Source organism: Halalkalibacter wakoensis JCM 9140, from assembly GCF_000513095.1.
Classification (GTDB): domain Bacteria; phylum Bacillota; class Bacilli; order Bacillales; family Bacillaceae_D; genus Halalkalibacter; species Halalkalibacter wakoensis.
On record NZ_BAUT01000009.1, the window covers coordinates 65,514 to 87,103 of the forward strand.

Consider the following 21,590-nt stretch of genomic DNA (forward strand, 5'->3'; position numbering starts at 1 on the left):
TGAGTCAACTACCATTTTCTAGACTAAAAAGAGGGATGTCCAAAAAAGGTCTGTTATGAAGGCATTAAAAAAGGTAGGTTTGAACCTTTTTCCGTGCCTTTCTATTAATCACCTTTTTGAACATCCTAAGCATTTGCTCTATCTACTCTACCTTAAAAACTACCTCACCATTTCGATTCACAAATTGCTCTTGTTCCTCAACAAAAACTCTAGCTAGCCCGCCTTTGAACGGTTCTGCATAGTCATAATAAGGTTCAATCAAAACTGTCCCGTCTTGATCAATCGCCCCCCACTTATCTTCTTTTCTTATCCAAGCAAGTCCTTCCGAAAAGCGGTTAGCGATATCATAGTCAGGTGTTATGATTATATTACCTTCTTTATCGATAAAGCCCCATTTCCAATCGATTTGAACAGGTGCAAGCCCTTCTGAAAAACCATCGACTCGTTCAAATTGATGCTCAATAACAATGTCTCCATTTTTATCAAAAAATCCCCAACGTTCTTCTTCATCTTTGATACAAGCAAGTCCCTCGGAAAACCCACAATAAAAATGATGTCTTTCTTCTGCTTCAATCAATACTTCCCCATCTAAATCGATAAAATAGCCTTTTTCTGTGTCATCAACACGAGCAAACCCTTCTGAAAAATCACTTGCTAATCGGTATTGAGGTTCTTTTACAACCTCACCTTCTTTATTGATATACCCCATCGTCATGAAGGTGTCATCAGGATCTTCCCAAACCCCTACAACCGCCATTCCATCAGAAAAAGGGAATAGATCATGAAATTGATCAAAGACTAACACTTTCTCACCTTGCTTATTAATATAGCCAATTGTTTGCTCACTTTCATATGAATTGACCGCTGCAAGCCCTTCTGAAAAATCACGTGCTTCCCGATATTGCGGCTCAATCACGTAATCACCATTCTCATCAATGAATCCAATCTTTATGATATCATCGTCAACCACTGTCACTCTTCCTAAACCGTCTGAAAAGTCAAAAGCTTGATCAAACTTTGGCGAAATGATCACTTCTCCATTAGAGTTGATATATCCATATAATTCGCTAGTCGGGTCTTTGAAACTATAAAACACTTGGGTGTTGTCTATTTCAGAAGCTTGTGGCTCTTCTATTTCAGCTAATAGAGAATCATCCAAAACAGGTTTCTCTCCCTCCTCGTCAGTTACATGACTGCTTTCATTACATGCCGTTACTAACATCACGAGAAAAAGAAAACCAAGACTAGCAAGTAATCTGTTTGGTCGGATAACCATTGATTACACCTCCTACTTGTGCTTATACGTATTTGTATGTATTGAAAATGAAATTAGAGAGTTTTCAGAAGAAATGGTTACAATTTACAATGTGACTTATTATAATTAAATAGTCAACTATTTTAGAATGGAGGATAAGGTTATGATTCTGAAATCACGAAACGAACCAGTAGAATTACAGGTTTTAAGATCATTACGACTTCGCATGAGATTGACGAATAAAGAAGAAAGTTATTATTTACAATTAGACAAAGGATACGAAGGGGAAAAGAAGTTTGACAGATGGATAGAGCCCCTCTTAGCAGATAAGCTTCTGTTAACAGACTTGTTGTTGGAATGCAGCAACTCGCTTTTTCAAATCGACTCATTGTTATTAACTTCAAATATGATTTACTTATTTGAAATCAAAAACTTCGAAGGTGACTTTCTCATCGAAGACGATAAATGGTATACCAATACGAAAAAAGAAATCAAAAACCCTTTGCTTCAATTAAAAAGAAATGAATCTCTTTTTCGACGATCTCTTCAAGAAATCGGATGTACCTTCCCGATCGAATCTTACCTTATCTTTATAAATCCTAACTTTCACCTCTATCAAGCGCCTACAAATACATCGATTATTTTTCCAACACAACTGAATCGTTTTTACTTTAAACTAAGTCAAAGCCCCTCGAGCTTGAAAGATTCACACTTTAAACTAGCAAATCAGGTACGATCTCTTCATTTATCTGAATCCCCCTTTAATCGTTTACCTGTGTATCAATATGACATCCTCAAAAAAGGAATTCCTTGCCCCAATTGCAAAAACAAATTCTATAAAATCGATACTAGAACCACTGTCCTTTGCCATACATGTGGCCATAAAGAGAAAGTTGAATCGGCTGTTTTACGCTGTATAAAAGAATTTAAGCTACTCTTTCCAAAGGAAAAAATCACAACAAACACAATCCACGAATGGTGTGAGGTCGTCCCTTCTAAGAAAAGCATAAGAAATATCCTTTTCAAACACTTTACACTCACCAGACGTGGGAAGTCAGCTTATTTTATATAATCTTATAAGGACGAATCTATCTCTAGGAGTGTTCTTTCTTCATGAGTCTTTAATTAGAAGCTTTCGTTCCCTTTTTCATGCCGCTCTCCCCAAAAAGGAAACGATTCCTTCTCTTTCGTTCCCTTTTTCATACCGCTCTCCCCAAAAAGGGAACGATTCCTTCTCTTTCGTTCCCTTTTTCATCCCGCTCTCCCCAAAAAGGGAACGATTCCAGCTCTTTCGTTCCCTTTTCCGTGTGGATAGGCTACACTTAGTTGGACAAGAAAAATAAGGGCTAGTAGAATAACATATAACGAGTGAGGAGCGAATCTACTATGTCCAAAAAAAGAAGAACGTTTACCACAGAATTCAAGAAGCAAGTGGTTGCTTTATATGAGGGTGGAAAAAGTCGTCAAGATATTGTCCGTGAATATGAATTAACTCCTTCTGCTTTAGACAGATGGATTACTCAGTTTCAACAATCTGGTTCCTTCAAAGAGAAAGACAATCGCAGTCCAGAGGAACAAGAATTGATTGAGTTAAGGAAAAGAAATAAACAGTTAGAAATGGAAGTCGATATTTTAAAGCAAGCCGCGCTGATCATGGGACGAAAATAGAAGTCATTAAGAAAAATCGACAACTCTATTCGGTATCAGCAATGTGCAAAGTCCTACAAATAGCTCGAAGCACCTTTTATTATGAAACAGAAGTAGCTGCTCAAAAGGAAAAGGAAAAGGCTACAGAAGAACAAGAATTAAAAGAAAAAATACTAAAAATCTTTAATGAAAACCGCAAAGTATATGGAACTCGTAAAATAAAACGAGAGCTTCTAAAAGCGGGCCGCAAGGTTTCCAGACGTCGCATAGGGAGGTTGATGAAAGAGCTCGGAATCCAATCCAAGTATGCACAACCATCCTACAAACCAATGAGCTCTCAGCCAAATGAAGAATCCGTTCAAAACGTATTAGATCAGGAATTCCAAGTGAATGAAGAGATGTCCGTACTGGTTAGTGATTTGACGTACGTCAAAGTAGGGCATTATTGGAACTACGTCTGTTTTCTAATTGATTTATATAATCGAGAAATAGTTGGTTATAGCGTTGGAAAACGCAAAGACGCAGCTTTAGTTCAACGCGCCTTCGCAACGGTGAATCGTCCATTAGAGAATGTAAAACTCTTTCATACAGATCGCGGATCTGAGTTTAAAAACGTAGCTATTGATGAACTATTAAGTGAAAATGGGATTGAACGTTCATTGAGCGACAAAGGAAACCCTTATGATAATGCAGTGGCAGAAGCAACATTTAAGATTTTAAAAACAGAGCTAATTAACGGAGAGCAGTTCCATTCCCTTAACCACCTAGAACTTGAACTTTTTGATTATATCAATTGGTACAATAACATCCGTTCGCACAGTGCCCTAGGGTATCAAAGTCCGGCTAGTTATCGTAACTTAGCCCCTAAAAAAATTGTTTGATTTAGTGTTGACATACCAGTGCTGCTCTCCTCAAAAAGAGAACCTTTCCTTACCTCTACTCCTATCCCATTATCAAAAGCACCGAGCATTGCCTTTTACGCCAATTTAATAGACTCATTTTCTTGTGCCAACTCCAGAATTTCTCTCCAAACGATATCTTCTGTTTCTTTCAAATTTCTGGGATCGGTTAAATACCGCATCATTAATTTGATATGTCCATCCTTTACAGTAATCAAAACGAGTGGCGTAAGATCTTGAGCATGAAGCATATATTTTTTGGAAGCTTCATGCATCTTGCCCCTCGCTTCCTCTGTGATGAACTCTGTATGGTTGTTCAAGATTGCCTCAAGCTTCTTTTGAGCTTCTTCCCACTTACTGTCAAGCGTCAGTCGAACTTCGATTTCATTCCAAACATAACCAAATCCCTTACTTGAATTAGCTACGGTATGTGAAAAAATATAGTTATTCGGAATGTGAACCACTTTTCCTGTGCTCTGCTCGTTTGCTACTTCCATTACGACAAAATGAAAAATTTTTTGATCAATCACATCTCCTGCTCGATCATTGACTACAACACGATCGCCGACTTCAAACGGCTTTTGAATAACAATAATGAGTAACGCTGCGATGTTTGTAAATATCTCTCTCAAGGCAATCGCAACACCAGCGGAAATGAACCCAATGTAGATCGTTAAATCAAGCCTCGATTCAGACCATAAAATGATAAAGATCACAAGCAAAATCATAGAGTGTACATAATAAAATCTTTTACGAGTCTGGTAATAAAGGCTGTTTTCTTTAATGGTTCGAAACAGCAGCTTATTTACAATCCTAATAAGCTTAAAGTAAATGAGCAAAATGATGATGGACAAAAGCAATTTATAAATAATCGGGTTCATCTGAAAGTAATGGATGATCTCTTGCATCATATTGACTCCCCTCCCTGCTTATCTCTAATTTCTAATAATAATAAAAATCATATATATCACATACGCAGCCGCTAGAATAATCCCTTCAACCTTACCAATTTTAAATTGTGTTCTTGAAAAGACAAGTAACAAAATGGTTAAAAAGATCATGAAAAACACATCAATGAAAATTTTGCTATCTACAATTAGTGGAGAAATGACAGAAGCTGCTCCTAACACAAACAAAATATTAAAGATGTTGCTTCCAATGATGTTTCCTAATGCAATGTCACTTTCCTTCTTTATGGCTGCTGTAACAGACGTGATTAATTCTGGTAATGATGTCCCAACCGCTACAATGGTTAAACCTACTAAAGTATCACTCATCCCAAATGAAAGGGCGATGACCGAGGCATTGTCTACGACGACATCTCCTCCAAAGATGATGGCTGCAAGTCCTACGATTGTCAAGAAAATCTGTTTTCCCCACATAGGATCTTCTGTAAGTACTGTTTCTTTACCCGCATTATCTCTACTTCGTCTAGCAACTTCAAATATATAATACAAAAACACGGCAAAGAACAGCAAAAGAACAAACCCATCTGTTCTAGTGAGAAGATTGTTACTTAACGCTTGTAAAAACATATCGCTCATTAATAGAAGTAACGCAATTGAACCTAATAACGCAAAGGGAATCTCTTTTCTAATCGTCTCATTCTCAACTTTTAACGGATAGAAAAGAGCGGTTATACCAACAACAAAGGTAATATTGAAAATATTGCTTCCGACTACATTTCCTATCGCCACCCCTGCATTTTCTTCTAGTGCTGCGACGATACTGACTGTTGCCTCAGGAGAACTGGTTCCAAACGCCACAATCGTTAAGCCTACTAACAACGTAGATACGTTTAAGTTTTTAGCAATGCTAGAAGCACCTTTCACAAAAAAGTCAGCTCCTTTAATAAGCAACGCAAAGCCAATGATCAATAAAAGATACGGTGCCATTTTCCACCTCTATTATATTAAAAGTTAGCTTTTAATTTCATCCCCTTTGATAAATCTCCATATCCCTTCAAATATTTTCGCCTCGTAAAATGAAAGAAACAATACTAATATGACTGGACCAAGAAATAAACCGATAAAACCAAATAACTGTAAGCCAACAAATAATGAAACGAGCGTCGCTAACGGATTAAGCCCTAAACTGGATGAAAGGACTTTCGGTTCAGCTAATTGTCTCAAGGTAATTGTCAAGCCATACAAAATTAATAAACCAATTCCTAAAAAAAGATCTCCTGTTAGGATGCTGTAAACACCCCAAGGAATTAAAATAATGCCGGTGCCAAGGTAGGGCAATAAGTCAACAACTCCAAGGATAAGAGCAATCGTTAAGGGATGTTCAACTTGCAAGATAAGAAGTCCAATTAAATTAACCAAGGCTGTCATACTAATTAAAATAAATTGAGCCGTAAGAAAGCCCATTAACTTCGATTTTAGATCCAGATAAACCTGGCCTATTCGATCAAAGGTTTGATTTGGAATCTTATGCTTCGCCATTGCTTGAAGTCGGTTCCAATCCTTACTAATAAAATATAAAGATAGAAGAACAAAAACAAATACTGTTAATGTAATAGGCAGGGCCCCTATAAATTGAGAGAGACCATTGGCAATCGTTTGACCTGCATTTCCAAGAATCGAGGCAAGCTGCCCTCCCAGTTGTTGTATGCTGTTTTCTACGGCATCTCTTTGTGCAACCTCTAATCCATCTATGAGTCCAACTCCTTTTACCCAAAGCGGAAAAATATGCTCATTCACATATGCCTGAATATGAATGGAGATGGTTTCAATTTGAGTCGGTACGAGACGGGATAAATATCGAAAACCATCAACAAGCTTTATGATGATTAACGTGAGCACGCCACCAACTAACCCGAATAAAAATAACATTCCCGACAACACCGCTAACGTTCTGGGGAATCTCGCTATTTTTTCAAGGAAATTCACAATAGGATTAATAAAAAAAGCAATGAACGCAGCAATGATGAAAGGAAAAGTTAGCCAAACAACATAATAAAAAGCAAACCATCCTACTACTAACAACACAGCAACAATGAATAAGCGAACAATCACTTGAAGAATCTTTTTATCACCCACAAAGCCACCTCCTTCATGTAATAAAAAAACAAATTGCTTTCACTTTGCCTTTTTCACTTGTTACCCATTTTACCCACACTTATGTGTGTAAATCCTTTTCGTTTTGTCATTAAAATAAGAAGCAATTATAAAACCCAAAGGAGAAATCCTCCTACAGCAAAACAATACACGGCAAAATAGATGAGCTTACCACTTCTCATGATGTTCATAAACCATTTCAATGAATAATAAGAAGAAACAAGAGATCCAGTAAAAGCAAGTGTATACGGAAGCAACAATTGTCCTAACTGAGGGTCATTTAATAGATCTGTTATAGATAAAATCCCAGCCCCAATGCTAATTGGTATAAACAAGAAAAAGGAAAATCTCAAAGCTGTTTCTTGGCGCCACCCTAAAGCCATCGCCGCAACAATCGTCGCGCCTGATCGGCTAATCCCCGGAATTAACGCAACAGCTTGTGCCAAACCAACGAGGATTACCTCTTTTAGATTAATGTCATGATCTTTCTTCCAACCTCTTAAATTTCTAATCAACCAAAGTGCCAATCCTGTAATCACTAACGTAACAGCAATCACACGAATATGCTTGAACTGCTCTGCAATCCAATCATCAAAAAACAAAGCAACCGCTACAGCAGGAATCGTAGCAACAATGATGTACATTCCAAATTTGAAATCGTCTTTTACCGATTGATTTCTCGTGCGAATATAAAGAAAAAATCCAGAGAGCAACTTCCATAAATCCTTTCGATAGATGACTAGAACAGCTAGGAGGGAAGCAAAATTCACCAATACTTCAAAGCTTAGTCCTTCAATTTCTACACCTAAAAAATGTTGCAAAAGGACTAAATGTCCACTTGATGAAACCGGAATGGGTTCTGTAAAACCTTGAATCAATCCCAAAATAAAATATTTCACCCATAATAAAAAATCATAACTTGTCTCCACTAGAGTTTCTCCTATTTCAAATTTTTTCTCGTACAAAAAGACCTTTACCAAAAAGGCAAAGGTCTTACTTATAAAAAGAAAAGACCTCTACCATTGGTAAAGGTCTGGCTAACAACATTGAATGTTGCCAATAAAGCCGAGGAATGCATCCTGGAATGACGACTTTATTGTACAGCTACTCCCCTTTAATTGGACATATTCAATTATTGAAATGATCATAATTGATTCCGCATAGAAAAACAACTGATTTTGAATCTTCACTTAATTTTTCACATTGCTAAGAAAATAGACCAATCTAAAAAAATCACACTCTCTTCCAATGCATAATCACATAACACCGATAAGAAAGAAAAGAAAATGCCTGTACTTATATATACTGCCTAGCAAGTTTATGTAATTACTCGCCACTTCGAAAAACACCTCAAAAAAACACTTAGAGTACTAAGCCCCTAAGTGTTTACACTCTTAATCCTCCAATTGGTTTACCTTCGATTCGGATAACTTCCCCACTTACTCAATCCTTCCATTTGTCAAATCTGCCTCAATCCGACTCATAAACTCTTCGGCTGCACTATATCCAGACTGCCGTAAATACCAGTTGTTTGCTGCTGCTTCAATTAATCCAGCAACATCACGCCCAGGCTGTAGTTGGATCTCTAACGAAGGAATTTTCACGCCCATATATTCGGTAAACGATTGATCATGTTCCAATTCATTATTCAAAGAATCTTTTTGCCATTTTGTTAAGTGAATATCAAGAGAAATTCTCGTCTCATCTTGAAACACTTTTCTTCCGTACATTCTGACAACATTTAATAATCCTATACTACGTAAAGCCAAAAATTCCTTTGTTTTTTCATCATGTGTGCCAAGAAGTGTTCGGGGACTAAGTTTCTTTAAAACAACCATATCATCTGCAACAAGGCGATGCCCTCTCCCAATTAACGTATGGGCAAGCTCGCTCTTTCCTATTCCAGATTGACCTCGCAACAAAACTCCTACTCCAAACACATTCATACAAACACCATGTATGGATATTTCCGGAGCCAAATTCTTTAGCAAATAGGCGTCCAACATAATGATAAATTCCGACGTTGTTTCAACGGTATTCGCAACCAACAAGGGGATACGCTCTTCTTTACAAAAATGAGTTAAATATGTGAGTCCTTCTTCACCCGCTGTTACGATAAAACATGGTGGATGATAATGAACAATGTTTCCAATCCTGACCTTTCGTTCCTCATGGCTTAACTTATGTAAATAGTTAATTTCTTTTCTTCCTAATATTTGAACTCGTTCTGTTGGAAAAAAATCAAAATGTCCAACAAATTCCAATCCGGGACGATGCGCACGGGATTGGGTAATCGGCTGCTGTAACTGATCCTCCCCAGCCAAGATTTTTAATGAAAATTTCTCTATCAAGTCGCCTACTGTTAATTTATTCATGTGTACCTCACCACCATTACTCCCTACTAATTTTTTCAACCTTACCATTATAAGATTTAGGACGTAAGAGTGCACATTCCTAATACGGCAAAAAATTGAATCATTACTATATTACCTATAAAAAAGGGTAAAAACAAAGAGTCCTTCGACACACACGTGAAGAAGGACTTGCTAAAAAGGTCTTTACCTACCCTCATATCCATATGAATAACATCAAGACATTACTGTGACGAGTATTGAGCATTAACTACAAAGCACCGATCTTGCAGTTAGGATTCTTTGGGCAACTCTTACACATTTTACAGTCTTCCGAGAGTTTATAGGAAAAACAGCAGGTTTTACGAATGCGTATGTTCTGTCCTCCAATTTTCTTTTTTGGGCTTAAATACAATTCAAATGGGTTATCATTCGTAAAACAACCAAATAAACGAGCGTTCGCCTCATAAATAATATAATCAAAATCTGATTGAATGAGATCTCGCTCAGATGCTGTCAAATCAGATCTAGATAATAGGGATTCAAAGACCCAAAAGAGATAAACAGCTGTATTCTCCCATAAAATATGTTGAGGCACTTTCGATAGGACGGATAACTTGTCCCAAAGCGGACTTAAATGATGAGCAAAAATGGTTTCAAGTAATTGGTTTCGATTTGCTTCTCGTTCCGTTTCGTTGTCACACAAAAGTGCCTGTTGATCATCTATAAAAATACGTGGTAGCCATTTGTTTTCTGCTACGGATGGTAACAATCTTAAGTTTTTTACTGACATATTTAACCGCTTGTTAAGAAAAGAAAAAGTGAAGAGTGCTGGTACAACCACAAGATAACTGTACCTTTTTGCAAAGACAGACGCCGCTACAAGGAGATCTGGTGCCTGCAATTCATTTTGTACTGACTCTAAAAAACTCGATAAGTTCTTTTGATCAAAAAAATCATGAACATCCATGTAAGCCGTTTCCTCTTGAAAACAAACACGGTATTTTTCTAATAGTATCCGATCTTCGGCTATTAATGAACATTTCCGCATAGTAACCCCCAAAATCCTTAACATTACATTTCTCCCTCTTATTTTAAGCAATAATGATTCTCATTGTCAAAGTTGTTTTACCTAATCTAAATATCCTGCTATGAATTACGCTCATAGCAGGATAAATGTTCTCTTATAAACTGGTTAATGGATTCGGTACCTTAGTATAAGCATAATCAGTTACATCATCAGTCAAACGCATCAAAGTAAGTGCTTTCGTTCGAACCATCTTACTGAATAAAGCTGTTTTATCCTTTTCAACCTGGTTCGTTAACTTCTCATCACGTGAAAGTTGATCAAACAATTCATGGCATGTCTCTCTTACAATTCTCCAAAAACTCTGCTCATTTACATTGTATTTACTTGCTAAATGATAAGTCATTTCCCCAATATGACTTTGGAAAACGGTATGAATGACTTTGTTTTGCATTTCCTCTTCATCCTCATTTATCGTAACAGAACCTGGATAATAACTTCCTATGAAGCCTTGCTTTTCTAATCGACTTCGATCTACTCGTACTCCACCTAAATCACGAACCAATACTTTTACCGGTTCCCATCTTTTTATAACAATGAGTGTATTTTGCAAATGCGCTTCTAAGCCAATCCCGTACTTTGTCATGAGTGGAATCACACCAGCAAGAAGTTGTTCTACGTATTTTCTAAAAAATTGAAGTAGACTTTCTTCAAATGAATGCATGGGATTTAGTAAATGAAATTGTTCAATGATTTCAAAAAGTAGAGTATCCCCAGTCGTTGGTGATTGATTAAAGAATGCACAAGCAACAATAGCGAGCTCATCTTGACCGACCAGAGTCGTAGGGTTTCTCCTAACAAGGAAACCAAGGTTTTTACTTCGATCTCGAAATAGAAGCTCATTTTCATTTTTTGATTGAAAACGCAATCCTAACTCTTCACCAATTATACGGAAGCATTGACCGAAATGTTGCTCCTTTTCTAATACCTCACCAAGAATACGCGTCAATTCAGGGCCATTATGTATCGAATTCGCTGAGACTGTTCGAACAGCGCTCGTCATCTGAATGTTAATCGGCAGTTTAAAATGAAAAGTTCTTCCCTCTGTTAAAGGTAACACCGTTCGAAGTGATAAGGTTGGCTTCATCGGCATTGTATAAGGAATCGATAAAATCGTTCCGCTCTCTAGTTCTTCTTTATAAAGAATAGGCAATGTATGTTTTACCTGCCATGGATGCACTGGAAAAAGAAAAAAATCTTCTAGGTTGTATCCGTTCTCCTCACATCTTTTTTGAAACTGCTGATACAGTTCAGGTTCATGCTCTAACCAAAATGGATTGATCGCGTCTTTTTTAATTTCCGGATTATGGTATACATTCTCTTTATGAACTGCAACAAAGTGAAGCCGTACAGGTGAGTCAAATTCTGCAGAGTACTTAATCATTTGTTCAATATTCAAACCTATTTTAGACTTTGTACATGGGTGCAGAAAATGTCCAGATACAGATAATTGTTCAAAAAACAAAGAAGAATCAAATTGACAACCTTTATCCTTTTCTAATTGGTTGACTAAATCGACAATTGTTTTTCCTTTGTGGTTGATATGAAATGCTAGTAAGTTCTCACGAGTGATTTTCTGAAACAGTAAAGCTAAACCCATATTTGCCACACTATCTGATAATTCTTCTCGAAATCCTTCTAAGTTTGTATACGCCCTTGTATCTTGATTTAAGCTAATGAATTCATTGAGCAAAACAGTAGGATGAAAGATTTCATACATTTCTCCATTTTCATGAAGGAAGCATGGGTTTTTTTCCAGCTTAAATCGGTTATAGCTATATCTTTCTTTTATCGAAATCAATAGTTTGCCCTTCTTTAAATCAAATTCAAGTTGACTCGAATTTGCCAGTTGAGTTTCAATGAGCTCTGATTGAATAAATCCTTCTCTAAGAAGAGCATTAACCATTCGCTCCATAATCATAAACCGGGCAACTGGGACTGTCTCCATATACACTCGTAATTTTTGAGGGAATGCATCTCTAATATATCCATATACGTTCTCTTCACTTTTCTCCAAGTCTAAATCAGTTAACAGCATGCAATCCCTCCAGAAATAAACCACTCTTGTTTTTAAATGACATTTTAATATTTATTCGAAAAAAGCTTAACAAATTCCTACTTCATCTTGCTGTCATTAAGAAAAAAAATCTCCTTTCAACTAAGTCACTTGCCGACCTGAGTATTTTTCTAGTCAAATCCCTAAGCTTACTAGCCATTCTAGATCATCTTCTAACTAAACCTTCTTATGAATGCTCTCACAAAGAAAGAGTTACCCGACAAGATCATTAGACCTTATAAGGTAACTCTAACAAACAATCTATCCATTTTTACTTTAATACCATTTCCATAATTTCATGGGTGTATGCTTTTGAGAGATCGGCCGGTTCGCTTATGACTCCAAATTGATAAGCGATATCGGCAGTTTGCTTAAACTTGTCATCATCAATCATTCCAATATTTGCAATATCAAACCCTTCTGGAATAACAAGTTTTGCGACCTCTTCCATCATCACAAGTTGGTGATCTCGCGTACTACTTCCTTCTTCAGCTTCTGCCATGACGGCATCGACTGCAGCTTCCGGGTCTTCAATCGCGTCTTGCCAACCTTTAATAGAGGCACGAACGAATTTGGCAGCCGCTTCTTTATTGTCTTCAAGCCATTCTTCATTGGCGAACAAATTGTCTTGAAGCATGGCTACTCCTTCTTCATTCATATCAATTAACGATAACTCACTTTCAGGAATGCCTTCTGCTAGGACAACTTGGTATTCGTTATAAGTCATCACCGAAGCTGCATCAAGCTCACCGGATAAAAATTGATCCATCGTAAAGCCTTGTCTTACAAATGATAAATCTAAATTTGGATCAAGGTCGTATTTATCGAATAGAGCTAAAATTTCAAACTCATTTCCCCCCATCCAGTTCCCAACATTTTTACCGGCTAAATCAGCTGGTGATTCAATCCCTGCTTCTTTTTTCGAAACGAGCATTAACCCACTATCTTGATAGATTTGGGCAATTTGGACAAGAGGCATGCCTTGTTCTTGATGAGGAAGCAAGCTAGCAACCCATCCAATTCCGATATCTGCCGCACCATTTGCCACTTGCTGCTCAGGCACAATATCTGGTCCTCCTGGAACAATGGTTACATCAAGACCTTCCTCTTCATAATAACCATTTTCAATGGCAACATAATAACCAGCAAATTGAGCTTGAGGTACCCATTTTAATTGAAGGGTGATTGGTGTTAATTCATCAGAAGAACCTCCTGATGACGAATCCGCTCCACAACCTGCTAAAACCAAACCTACCAACATGACCAATACGAGTAAACGCTGAACATTGCCAATGAAACCTTTCATTCATTTTCCCCCTTCTTTTTCTTCATTTTTCATTTTTGCTATATCATGACCTTCTTGCTAGAAAGATCAAAATATCAAAGGATTATACTCGCTTCGAGGGATGCCAACGTAAGAAAACTTTTTCTAAACGCTCAACGACCGTGTAAAATAGTACCCCTACAAGCGCAGCTACCACGATACAGGCCCAACCGAGTGGCATCTGCGCTACTTTAACGGAATTAGAAAGCAAATAGCCAAGTCCTCTAGATGAAAAGAAAAATTCTCCGACAATTGCTCCAATCATACTCGCTGTTGTATTAATCTTAAGCGCAGTGAAAACGTTAGGCATGCTATGAGCAATCCGTACATAACGGAAAACGGACACTTTTGATGCAGCATAAGAATGCATCAAATCAAGATTAAGCGGGTGAACATTGGTCATTCCTTTATGTGCATTGATGGCCATCGCTGCCATTGTAATGATTGTCACAATAGCAATTCTTGAGCCAATTCCGCTCCCAAACCAAAGGTTCATAATAGGTGCCAACGCAACAATGGGAACGGCATTTAATGCGACAACAATGAACAATCCTCCTTTCCCCCACCTCGGAAAGGCTGTTGCAACGAGGGCTAACAAAAAGCCAAGAGTTGATCCTAGCAACATGCCAGAGACTGCTTCTGTTAATGTGTACCCTGTATATGGCAGGAGAACATGGATGTTTTCAATGATGGCTGTCAAAATGGCTGAAGGAAGTGGAAGTTGATACGTTCTGAGTTGAAAAACCATATGAAAGACTTGAAGCTGCCACAAAGTAATAAATAGAAGACCCGCTCCTAGTGGAAGGAGCACTTGTGCCACACCTTTTTGATTGATTTTGCTCTTAGAGGAAAAAGGATTTGCTGACGGTTTCGGTATTTTTTTCTCTTTAACAATCGGTTCACTAACCCAGTTCATATTTTTTTCAACTGGTTTGCCTGTCATTGGCTATCACCCCCTGACTCTCGAAATTCAGGCTGCCAAGACGTAACCCAGCGTTCAATTAAGCTAATAACCACATAACTGACAATTCCTAATAACGCGGCAACAAGAACGGTAAGCCAAAACAAATAATTGTGTGACGGTCCATAATACAAATTACGGAGCATAATTACGCCAATCCCTTTTGTTGCCCCCATCAGTTCGACTAGGATCGCCCCCGTGACAGCTAGAGGGGCAGCAATTTTCAAGCCACTAAATAAACCAGGTAACGAGGCGGGCAGCTTCAATTTCCAATAAACATGCCACGGTTTAGCTGCATAGGAGTACATTAATTCGACTGCTGTAGGGTCAACACTGTTCAGTCCCCTAAGCATATTAAGGGCAACGGGGAAAAACGTAATATAGGCAGCAATTATGATTCGTGATAGTTGGGCGTCTTGAACAATGCCATATACAATTGGTGCCAGTCCTAATATCGGGATCATTTGAGAAGCTACTGCGTACGGAAACGATAATAGCTCCATCCATTTTGATGCGCTCATCACAACTGCTAATATCACTCCCGCTAATGCACCAAGTAAAAAACCATAAGCCGCATTCGAAAATGTAGCTAGCCCTTCCGACAATAGGACACTCATATATCCAGGCAAAACTGCTGCCAACTCATGCAAATAAGGAATCTTCGACTGAGCAAGTGGTACATCAAAAAATAATAACAACCACGATACAAGCTGCCATACAACCAAAATTCCAATAACCCATAGAAACGGAGGTGCAAGACGACTTACAAGAACGGCATTGCGCATTCGTTACACTCCTTCAAAACTATCTCTTATTTGCGTCACTAACTCATAGAACTGTGGACTATTTCTCATCTCCTGCCTTCTAGGTCTTGGTAAAGGTATTTCTACAACGGCCGACAACCTACCAGGATGAGGGGAGAGGACGAATACACGATCTGACAAAAAGATGGCTTCTGGTATGCTGTGGGTAACAAAAACAACTGTATTGTTGACTTTGCTCCAAATCGAAAGCAATTCTTCGTTTAACCGTTCTCTTGAAAATTCATCTAATGCAGAAAATGGCTCATCCATTAAGAGAATTTCTGGTTCAATCGCAAGAGCTCTTGCTATCGCCACTCTCTGTTGCATTCCTCCACTAAGCTGCCACGGAAACTTTTCTTTGAACTTGCTTAATCCAACCAGTTCTAATAAATCATTAACACGCTCCTCCTTTTCTTGTTTGCTAAACCCCATCATCTCAAGCGGCAGTGATATATTCGTTTTAATTTTTCGCCAATCGTACAAGACAGGGCTTTGAAACACGATGCCATATTTTCTAGCAAGCCTTGCTTCTTTTGCCGTTTTTCCAGCAACCTTGATTTGTCCACTCGTCGGCTGAAGTAAGTCTGCCATAATTCGAAGCAACGTCGTTTTCCCGCATCCAGACGGACCTAATAACGAAACAAACTCGCCTTTTCGAATATCTACTGTCACATCATCTAGTGCCAATACTTCTGACTGATCGGTTTGATAACGCATGCTAACATGATCAAGCTCAATTTCTGGTATGTGTATCTTTGCCAAACTCATGAACTCACTCCTTAGTTGTTATTTACATTTCTTTTGCCACATACATTAAACAAACTAGTTCCAATTCACAGTTATCTAAAAATAAACTCTTTTCAGAAAATAATAGTTACAGCTACTTGACTCATCTTCATCTAATGTAACTAAATGTATTACAAAAAAAAGGAATCTTCTAGTTTTCTGCAAGATTTTCTACCGGTATTTTACAGATGGAGTTGAAGATCAATACGATTCTTGCTTTTTTGCATCATTACACAGCAACCCCGATCAAATGAAAAAGCCTGCCCTTCGTTCAGAGTAAAACCACTGAACTTGAGGGCAGGCATTCATGTATATTTTTTTCTCCATTCAACACGTTCATGCTCTTCTATTTGCTGCTCTAGAACGTCATCCCAACGTTTGAGCCACGTATTCCAGACACGCGCATAGAAAGTATCCTGTTCCTGATTGTATAAGTGAAATTCTAGACATGGTACATGTACGACTGATTGTTGTTCGAACGTCGTAACGTCAGAAACAACGATTTGGTAGCCGTTTTCATCCAATCCATTTTCTTGCTCGGAAAGAACTTGTACTAATCGATTCTCACTTACTACATCCCTAGGTTCTGTGTATCGATAAAGGGACCACTCTTCCTCTTCCGGCATATCCTGAGGCATTGAAAACCAAAACTCATCATGAGTCGAGCTATACTTTACTTCTGTCGACTCCTCTTCCAACTCCTCTTCAATGATACCCTCCTGTAATTGGTTACGCCCCTTTTGGGTGAGTTTATAAATTGATCTTTCAAGCTGAATGAGGCCAGTCCGCTCCATTTTTTCGATTAAGTCTACAATAAATAATTCTTCAACTAAGAGCATTTCGGCCAAATTGGCCGCTCGCCGAATATCCGTCTCCTCTACTGACAGTAAAATCATTTTCATGAGAATATCCATTTTCGATCGCTTCACTCGTTTAAAGCCAACGTTATATAGATCAACTGGCACATACCAAACAGCTGATTCTTTTATTTCTACAGCTGGATTCTCAAGCAAAATGGAACGTAAATCCTTTGTTCGTTTATCCATGCAGACTCACCTCTTTAAGCGTATGCATTCCATTTTGTTTTTTGACCGCTTCTAATACATGCTTATACATGTTTCTCGTATCAGCCTGTCTCGCTTTTTCAGTGAACATCTTTGCACTACCAATTAACACAAGTAACTCTCTCGCTCTTGAAAGGGCGACATTCAGTCGACGGTAGTCCTTGGCAAAGCCAATGTCATCTTGTTTGTTGTCATGATTTCGAACCATACTTAACAAAATCACATCCATCTCCATTCCTTGAAAACGGTCAACAGTCCCAGTGCGAATCAATAAGTGCTCTAACTGCAACTCCTGTTGAATCAACCGGTCGATTCGTTTAACTTGTTCCCCGTAAAAGCTAATGACACCAACGCTTTTCTTTTCATCAGCCTTCATCCTACCTGCTTTCTTCGCCTCTGCAGTCGCCGTGTCTAACTCCTGCAAAAGCTCTGCAATTCTCTTTAATTCAGCTGAGTTAAAGAGGCTTCTTCCTCCTTTTACTCGCTCTTCGAAAAACCCCATCTCGTTTGGCACATCGAGCCATACTAAATGATTATCCCGTTTGATAAGAGGAGAATCAAGCAAGTGATCACGCTGTACGTCAGAATCCGATAAGCCACATTGTAGCCGTTCATTTTCTTGTTCATAAAATGGCGAAATGGTTTGCATAATGTTTTCATGCATTCGGTATTGAATCGCGAGCATTGTTTTATGTGTTTTCGGCAAATTTTTAAACAATCGCTCAAAAAGGGATTCTTTTAAAAGCTTCTTTAATTCCACTTTGCCTTCGAAGTCATCACTCTCATCAGCCAATTCCTGCAAAGTCTCCTCAAGCGTATCATCTCCAAGTAAAGGAGGGAGTTGGTGGTGATCACCGACTAAAATAACCTTTTTCCCTTTCAACATAGGTAAAAGAAGCTCTGGAGGCGTCGCTTTTGATACTTCATCAATAATAACAACATCAAACACTGGATAATTATCGATAAAATCTTTACGCGCAGAGGCCACACATGTTGTTCCAATTACGTTTGCATGCTTCACATAAAGCTTCCGGATTTCATCTAAGTCATGATCACTAGCTTCTTCTAGCATGGATAGCCATTGTCCTTGGATAGATTGGAAGATAGGAAGTTTTTGCTTTTCCTGCTTCAATGATTCTCTAGTGAAAGATAAACTGGCCATTTTTTTCAGAACTTCTTCATGCTCTTGTTCAGGTTCAGCTTTGATTAGTAGCACCAAAGGCTTTAACTCTTCTTCCTTCTGCATAAGCAAGCCATTGTGTTCATGAAGGCGTGCTATGACATGCTCGAGAGCCTGTTCTTGTTCCGTCAACTCGACCGTAACTTTTTCTTGCTTTTGACGATTTAACTCGACACGTTCTTGCCCTTTCTCAACCTGCTCTTTTTTCCTTTTAAGCTCTTGCGCTTGTTCTTCTTTTTGCGGGAGCCATTCTTCGGCATTTGGAATGGGCTCTACCTTCTCCCGTAATTCATTCATTTGCGATTGAAGGGTTTCAATCTCTGCTTTCTGCTCGTCTACATTTTTTTTCCACTTTTGATTAGATCGATGGTTTTCCTGCTGTTTTAGTTGAAGTTCAGCTAACAATTCTCGCTTAAGCTGACCAAATATGTCTTGAGCCATTTTTTTACTCGTATCAAATGACTGCAAACGGTTTGCTTTTTGCCTTACATATTGCCTTCTACTGTATAGTCCTTCTAAAGCAGCTCCTAACTCTTGCGGATACATGTTTGATTCTCGCATTTTATCCCGTAGATCGTCTAAAAAATGATCGATCTCAACTGCCGTATACGTCATTGCTCGACTCGTCGCTCGCTCCTGAATTTGCTCTATCGGAACGTGGCGAGGTTGTAATAGTTTTTCAATATAGGAAATGGCTCCATTTAGTTTGTCATGGTAGTCTTTTAGTTTTTCAAACTGTTTTATTTGTGCACGAACGTCATTTAACTCATCGATCAGTTGTTGGATGTTTATAGTCCGTTCAATGTTGTGTTGTAGCAATATCCATTTCAAGCCGTCGATTTGGGTCACATCTTTAATCTTTGTTAGCAAGATCTCCAATTTCGATGTTGCTTCAGACTCCTTTTCGTATGCAACCATCGCCTCTTCAAAAGCTTTTGTTTTTCGTGCCATTTGTTCTTCAAGATCTACGTATAAAATGCTGTTTCGTAGTTGCACGATCTCTTTTTGAATTTCGTCGTACTGCTCTTGAATGACAGCCACATCGGGCTCTTCTCGAAGAAACGTTTCATCTTTTTCAATTGTTAAAGTTAACTCTTCAAAAGATTGACGAATTTCTTCCAGTTGTTGCTGAATAGAAACCTTATCCTGTTCTGCAGCGTGCACATTCTTTCTTTGTTCTTGAATACTAGCTTCAACTTCATTAAATTGTTCTATTGCTTTCTTTTTCGCTGCAACTTCTGCTTCCAATCGCATAAGTTCTGGTTCAAGCTGCTCGATTTTCTGTTCATTCCTCGTCCATTCAGCTTCAATTTCATCTTTACGTTTTTGCCTTGTATCAAATTGAACAGAAACTTCTTTTAACGTATGGTCTTTCCAATACTGACCTACATTTTCCTCAATAAACTTTTTTCCTTCTTCTTCAATGCTTTCTGTCCGCCCAACTCGCAAAATCCGAATATCTTTATTTTCAAGTAAACGGCCAAGAGCATTGTCGACCGCCAAATTCGACTGCGACGCGACAAGTGTACGTAGGCCCGCTCTAGCATTTTGTAAGCAAATCTCAGAAATGACGGTTGTCTTTCCTGTTCCAGGTGGCCCTTGAATGACGTATAAATCTTCTGCTGACATCGCGCCTACAACTGCTTCTCGTTGGAAGTCATTCAATCGATTGTGAAACTGAAGCGCTGGAATCTTTTTCGGTGTTTTGACGGGTGGCTTGTTTTCAAATAAAAGTTGTTCTAGCTCGGGATTGGCAGCTAGCCCGTTTTCCAGATACTTAAACCCTTGGCGCAAACGCTTCACCTGACTCAATGTCGCAAAATTACTAAAAACTACTTCCTTCTGGTTCAAGTCAAGCTGGCCCTGCCTCGCTCGATTCTCCATATATTTATTCAGTTCAACTTCAACTTTGAGCGAGGAGCGGTTAGCTTTTAGAACCTTCCCAACATCCTGGTCCAATCCCTTAAGTTTGACACTTAAATTATTTAATACTTTCCATTCCTTATCCCCTAATTGACATCCGACAAGGGTCATTCGAGTAAAATTCTGATTGAACGAAAGGCCAGAATAACGAGCAGTCATGTCTGGGATATCAGCTGACCGCTCTTGAATTTTTAAATAGCCTTCCCAGCTCGAGATCCGCTTTTTTACATACTCGGAGCTTTCTTGCGCAACTGGCATGTCGTGTATCATTCCGAGTAAATCAAATGGAACCATCTTCCCCGGCTGTACATCAAAGTCAAAAATAATATCAGTGGCCCGACGCCAGTTCGTATCTATAGATGTTCGTGCTGTTTTTGTCGTTACATTCGTAACAATAAATCGATCCCTTTCCACGACACAATGCAAAATGACAACAATCCCTTCGTACTTAGCGGCCATTTGCAGATTCCACTCATTGTCTAAAAATAATGCGACGGAAAGAGGACGATCCTTTGTCTGTGGATATTTTTCAATAGATATACGAAACGATTTTTCCAATAAAAAAAACGAACGCTCGTCAATGCCGAGCGACCTCATTTTGTCCTTTGCTTTATTTGTCAAAGCAACCGGACAACGATATGTTTTTACTTGTGTCCTTATCATATGTCCACCTGCTTGCTTCTTTACGCATAAGAATTTTGATTGTTTTTTGTCCAAAGTGAATTATAGCATATCGAACAGAAGAGGTCTTACAATGCAGCAAGAAAAACATTAACAATAAATACAAGGAACAGCACTGTCTTATTTATAACTTCCCTATCTTTTTTACTCACTAGATTTTTTAAAACGATTCCCGGTGTTTACGTAAAAAAGAATGAACCCGACAATGCCTAAAAATAAGACTAGACCTACTACAAATAACCACTTTATCTCAAATATGTCACTAAGCATCCATAACATTTGACTAAATACTAAGGCAAACATCATTTTCCCCATAAACTTACATAAAGCAACTGTATCATATTTTTCTTTTTCTTCCTTAGGCAACGTATTAAAACCAGCTATTAAAAAGGAACCTTTTCCATTCAGCAGGAAAATCCCTAGTATAACAAATAACCCCATTACTATTATTGAGATTAACACATTTATCACTCCTTTCGTTTCACTCTTATATACGGTGAGTTATAATGAG

General features: G+C 38.3%; 17 protein-coding genes. 2 read left to right on the plus strand and 15 right to left on the minus strand.

Going from position 1 to position 21,590, the window contains the following annotated elements; all coding sequences use genetic code 11:
• Nucleotides 1-142: 142 nt before the first annotated feature.
• Nucleotides 143-1,276, minus strand: a complete 1,134-nt coding sequence (locus tag JCM9140_RS06075; RefSeq protein WP_052002093.1) for a WG repeat-containing protein — start codon at nucleotides 1,274-1,276, stop codon at nucleotides 143-145.
• Nucleotides 1,277-1,418: 142 nt separating this feature from the next.
• Here JCM9140_RS06075 and JCM9140_RS06080 point away from each other — a divergent pair, with 142 nt between their 5' ends.
• Nucleotides 1,419-2,327 (plus strand): NERD domain-containing protein, encoded by a 909-nt coding sequence (locus JCM9140_RS06080; RefSeq protein WP_034743745.1) that lies wholly within the window; start codon nucleotides 1,419-1,421, stop codon nucleotides 2,325-2,327.
• A gap of 314 nt (nucleotides 2,328-2,641) precedes the next feature.
• Nucleotides 2,642-3,783 (plus strand): IS3 family transposase gene (locus JCM9140_RS06090; protein ID WP_156314810.1). Its coding sequence is split into 2 segments (ribosomal slippage): nucleotides 2,642-2,888 and nucleotides 2,888-3,783, totalling 1,143 coding nucleotides; the frame shifts between segments, so codons are not numbered across the junction.
• A 95-nt stretch (nucleotides 3,784-3,878) separates the two neighbouring features.
• On the opposite strand, the gene JCM9140_RS06095 is transcribed toward JCM9140_RS06090, so the two are convergent.
• The 14 genes from JCM9140_RS06095 to JCM9140_RS06160 all read right to left on the minus strand — a co-directional run bounded on the left by JCM9140_RS06095 (nucleotide 3,879) and on the right by JCM9140_RS06160 (nucleotide 21,541).
• Nucleotides 3,879-4,712, minus strand: a complete 834-nt coding sequence (locus JCM9140_RS06095; protein ID WP_052002094.1) for a mechanosensitive ion channel domain-containing protein — start codon at nucleotides 4,710-4,712, stop codon at nucleotides 3,879-3,881.
• 24 nt (nucleotides 4,713-4,736) lie between these two features.
• The gene (locus tag JCM9140_RS06100; RefSeq protein WP_034743755.1) at nucleotides 4,737-5,696 is read right to left on the minus strand and encodes a calcium/sodium antiporter; all 960 of its coding nucleotides are present in this window, start codon (nucleotides 5,694-5,696) and stop codon (nucleotides 4,737-4,739) included.
• A 24-nt stretch (nucleotides 5,697-5,720) separates the two neighbouring features.
• Nucleotides 5,721-6,845 (minus strand): sporulation integral membrane protein YtvI, encoded by a 1,125-nt coding sequence (gene ytvI / locus JCM9140_RS06105; RefSeq protein WP_034743757.1) that lies wholly within the window; start codon nucleotides 6,843-6,845, stop codon nucleotides 5,721-5,723.
• Nucleotides 6,846-6,970: 125 nt separating this feature from the next.
• Nucleotides 6,971-7,792 carry an undecaprenyl-diphosphate phosphatase gene (locus JCM9140_RS06110; protein WP_034743759.1) on the minus strand — a complete coding sequence of 274 codons (822 nt, stop codon included), beginning with the start codon at nucleotides 7,790-7,792 and terminating at the stop codon, nucleotides 6,971-6,973.
• A gap of 510 nt (nucleotides 7,793-8,302) precedes the next feature.
• The gene (gene hprK / locus JCM9140_RS06115; RefSeq protein ID WP_034743763.1) at nucleotides 8,303-9,238 is read right to left on the minus strand and encodes an HPr(Ser) kinase/phosphatase; all 936 of its coding nucleotides are present in this window, start codon (nucleotides 9,236-9,238) and stop codon (nucleotides 8,303-8,305) included.
• Nucleotides 9,239-9,485: 247 nt separating this feature from the next.
• On the minus strand, nucleotides 9,486-10,265 hold the full coding sequence (locus JCM9140_RS06120; RefSeq protein ID WP_034743767.1) for an IucA/IucC family C-terminal-domain containing protein: 780 nt from the start codon (nucleotides 10,263-10,265) through the stop codon (nucleotides 9,486-9,488).
• Nucleotides 10,266-10,398: 133 nt separating this feature from the next.
• Nucleotides 10,399-12,339 (minus strand): IucA/IucC family protein, encoded by a 1,941-nt coding sequence (locus tag JCM9140_RS06125; protein ID WP_034743770.1) that lies wholly within the window; start codon nucleotides 12,337-12,339, stop codon nucleotides 10,399-10,401.
• A gap of 289 nt (nucleotides 12,340-12,628) precedes the next feature.
• On the minus strand, nucleotides 12,629-13,663 hold the full coding sequence (locus JCM9140_RS06130) for an ABC transporter substrate-binding protein (RefSeq protein WP_034743772.1): 1,035 nt from the start codon (nucleotides 13,661-13,663) through the stop codon (nucleotides 12,629-12,631).
• Between the two features lie 82 nt (nucleotides 13,664-13,745).
• Nucleotides 13,746-14,624 carry an ABC transporter permease gene (locus tag JCM9140_RS06135; protein ID WP_034743775.1) on the minus strand — a complete coding sequence of 293 codons (879 nt, stop codon included), beginning with the start codon at nucleotides 14,622-14,624 and terminating at the stop codon, nucleotides 13,746-13,748.
• Entirely contained in the window at nucleotides 14,621-15,427 is an 807-nt protein-coding gene (locus tag JCM9140_RS06140; protein ID WP_034743778.1) for an ABC transporter permease, read from the minus strand. The genes JCM9140_RS06135 and JCM9140_RS06140 overlap by 4 nt, the downstream gene beginning before the upstream one ends.
• Nucleotides 15,428-15,430: 3 nt before the next feature.
• On the minus strand, nucleotides 15,431-16,213 hold the full coding sequence (locus JCM9140_RS06145) for an ABC transporter ATP-binding protein (protein ID WP_173585932.1): 783 nt from the start codon (nucleotides 16,211-16,213) through the stop codon (nucleotides 15,431-15,433).
• Between the two features lie 323 nt (nucleotides 16,214-16,536).
• Entirely contained in the window at nucleotides 16,537-17,277 is a 741-nt protein-coding gene (locus JCM9140_RS06150; protein ID WP_034743781.1) for a hypothetical protein, read from the minus strand.
• Nucleotides 17,270-21,061, minus strand: coding sequence for a DEAD/DEAH box helicase (locus JCM9140_RS06155; protein WP_034743784.1), 3,792 nt, complete (start codon nucleotides 21,059-21,061; stop codon nucleotides 17,270-17,272). The genes JCM9140_RS06150 and JCM9140_RS06155 overlap by 8 nt, the downstream gene beginning before the upstream one ends.
• 162 nt (nucleotides 21,062-21,223) lie before the next feature.
• The gene (locus JCM9140_RS06160) at nucleotides 21,224-21,541 is read right to left on the minus strand and encodes a DUF3784 domain-containing protein (protein WP_034743787.1); all 318 of its coding nucleotides are present in this window, start codon (nucleotides 21,539-21,541) and stop codon (nucleotides 21,224-21,226) included.
• Between the last annotated feature and the right edge of the window lie 49 nt (nucleotides 21,542-21,590).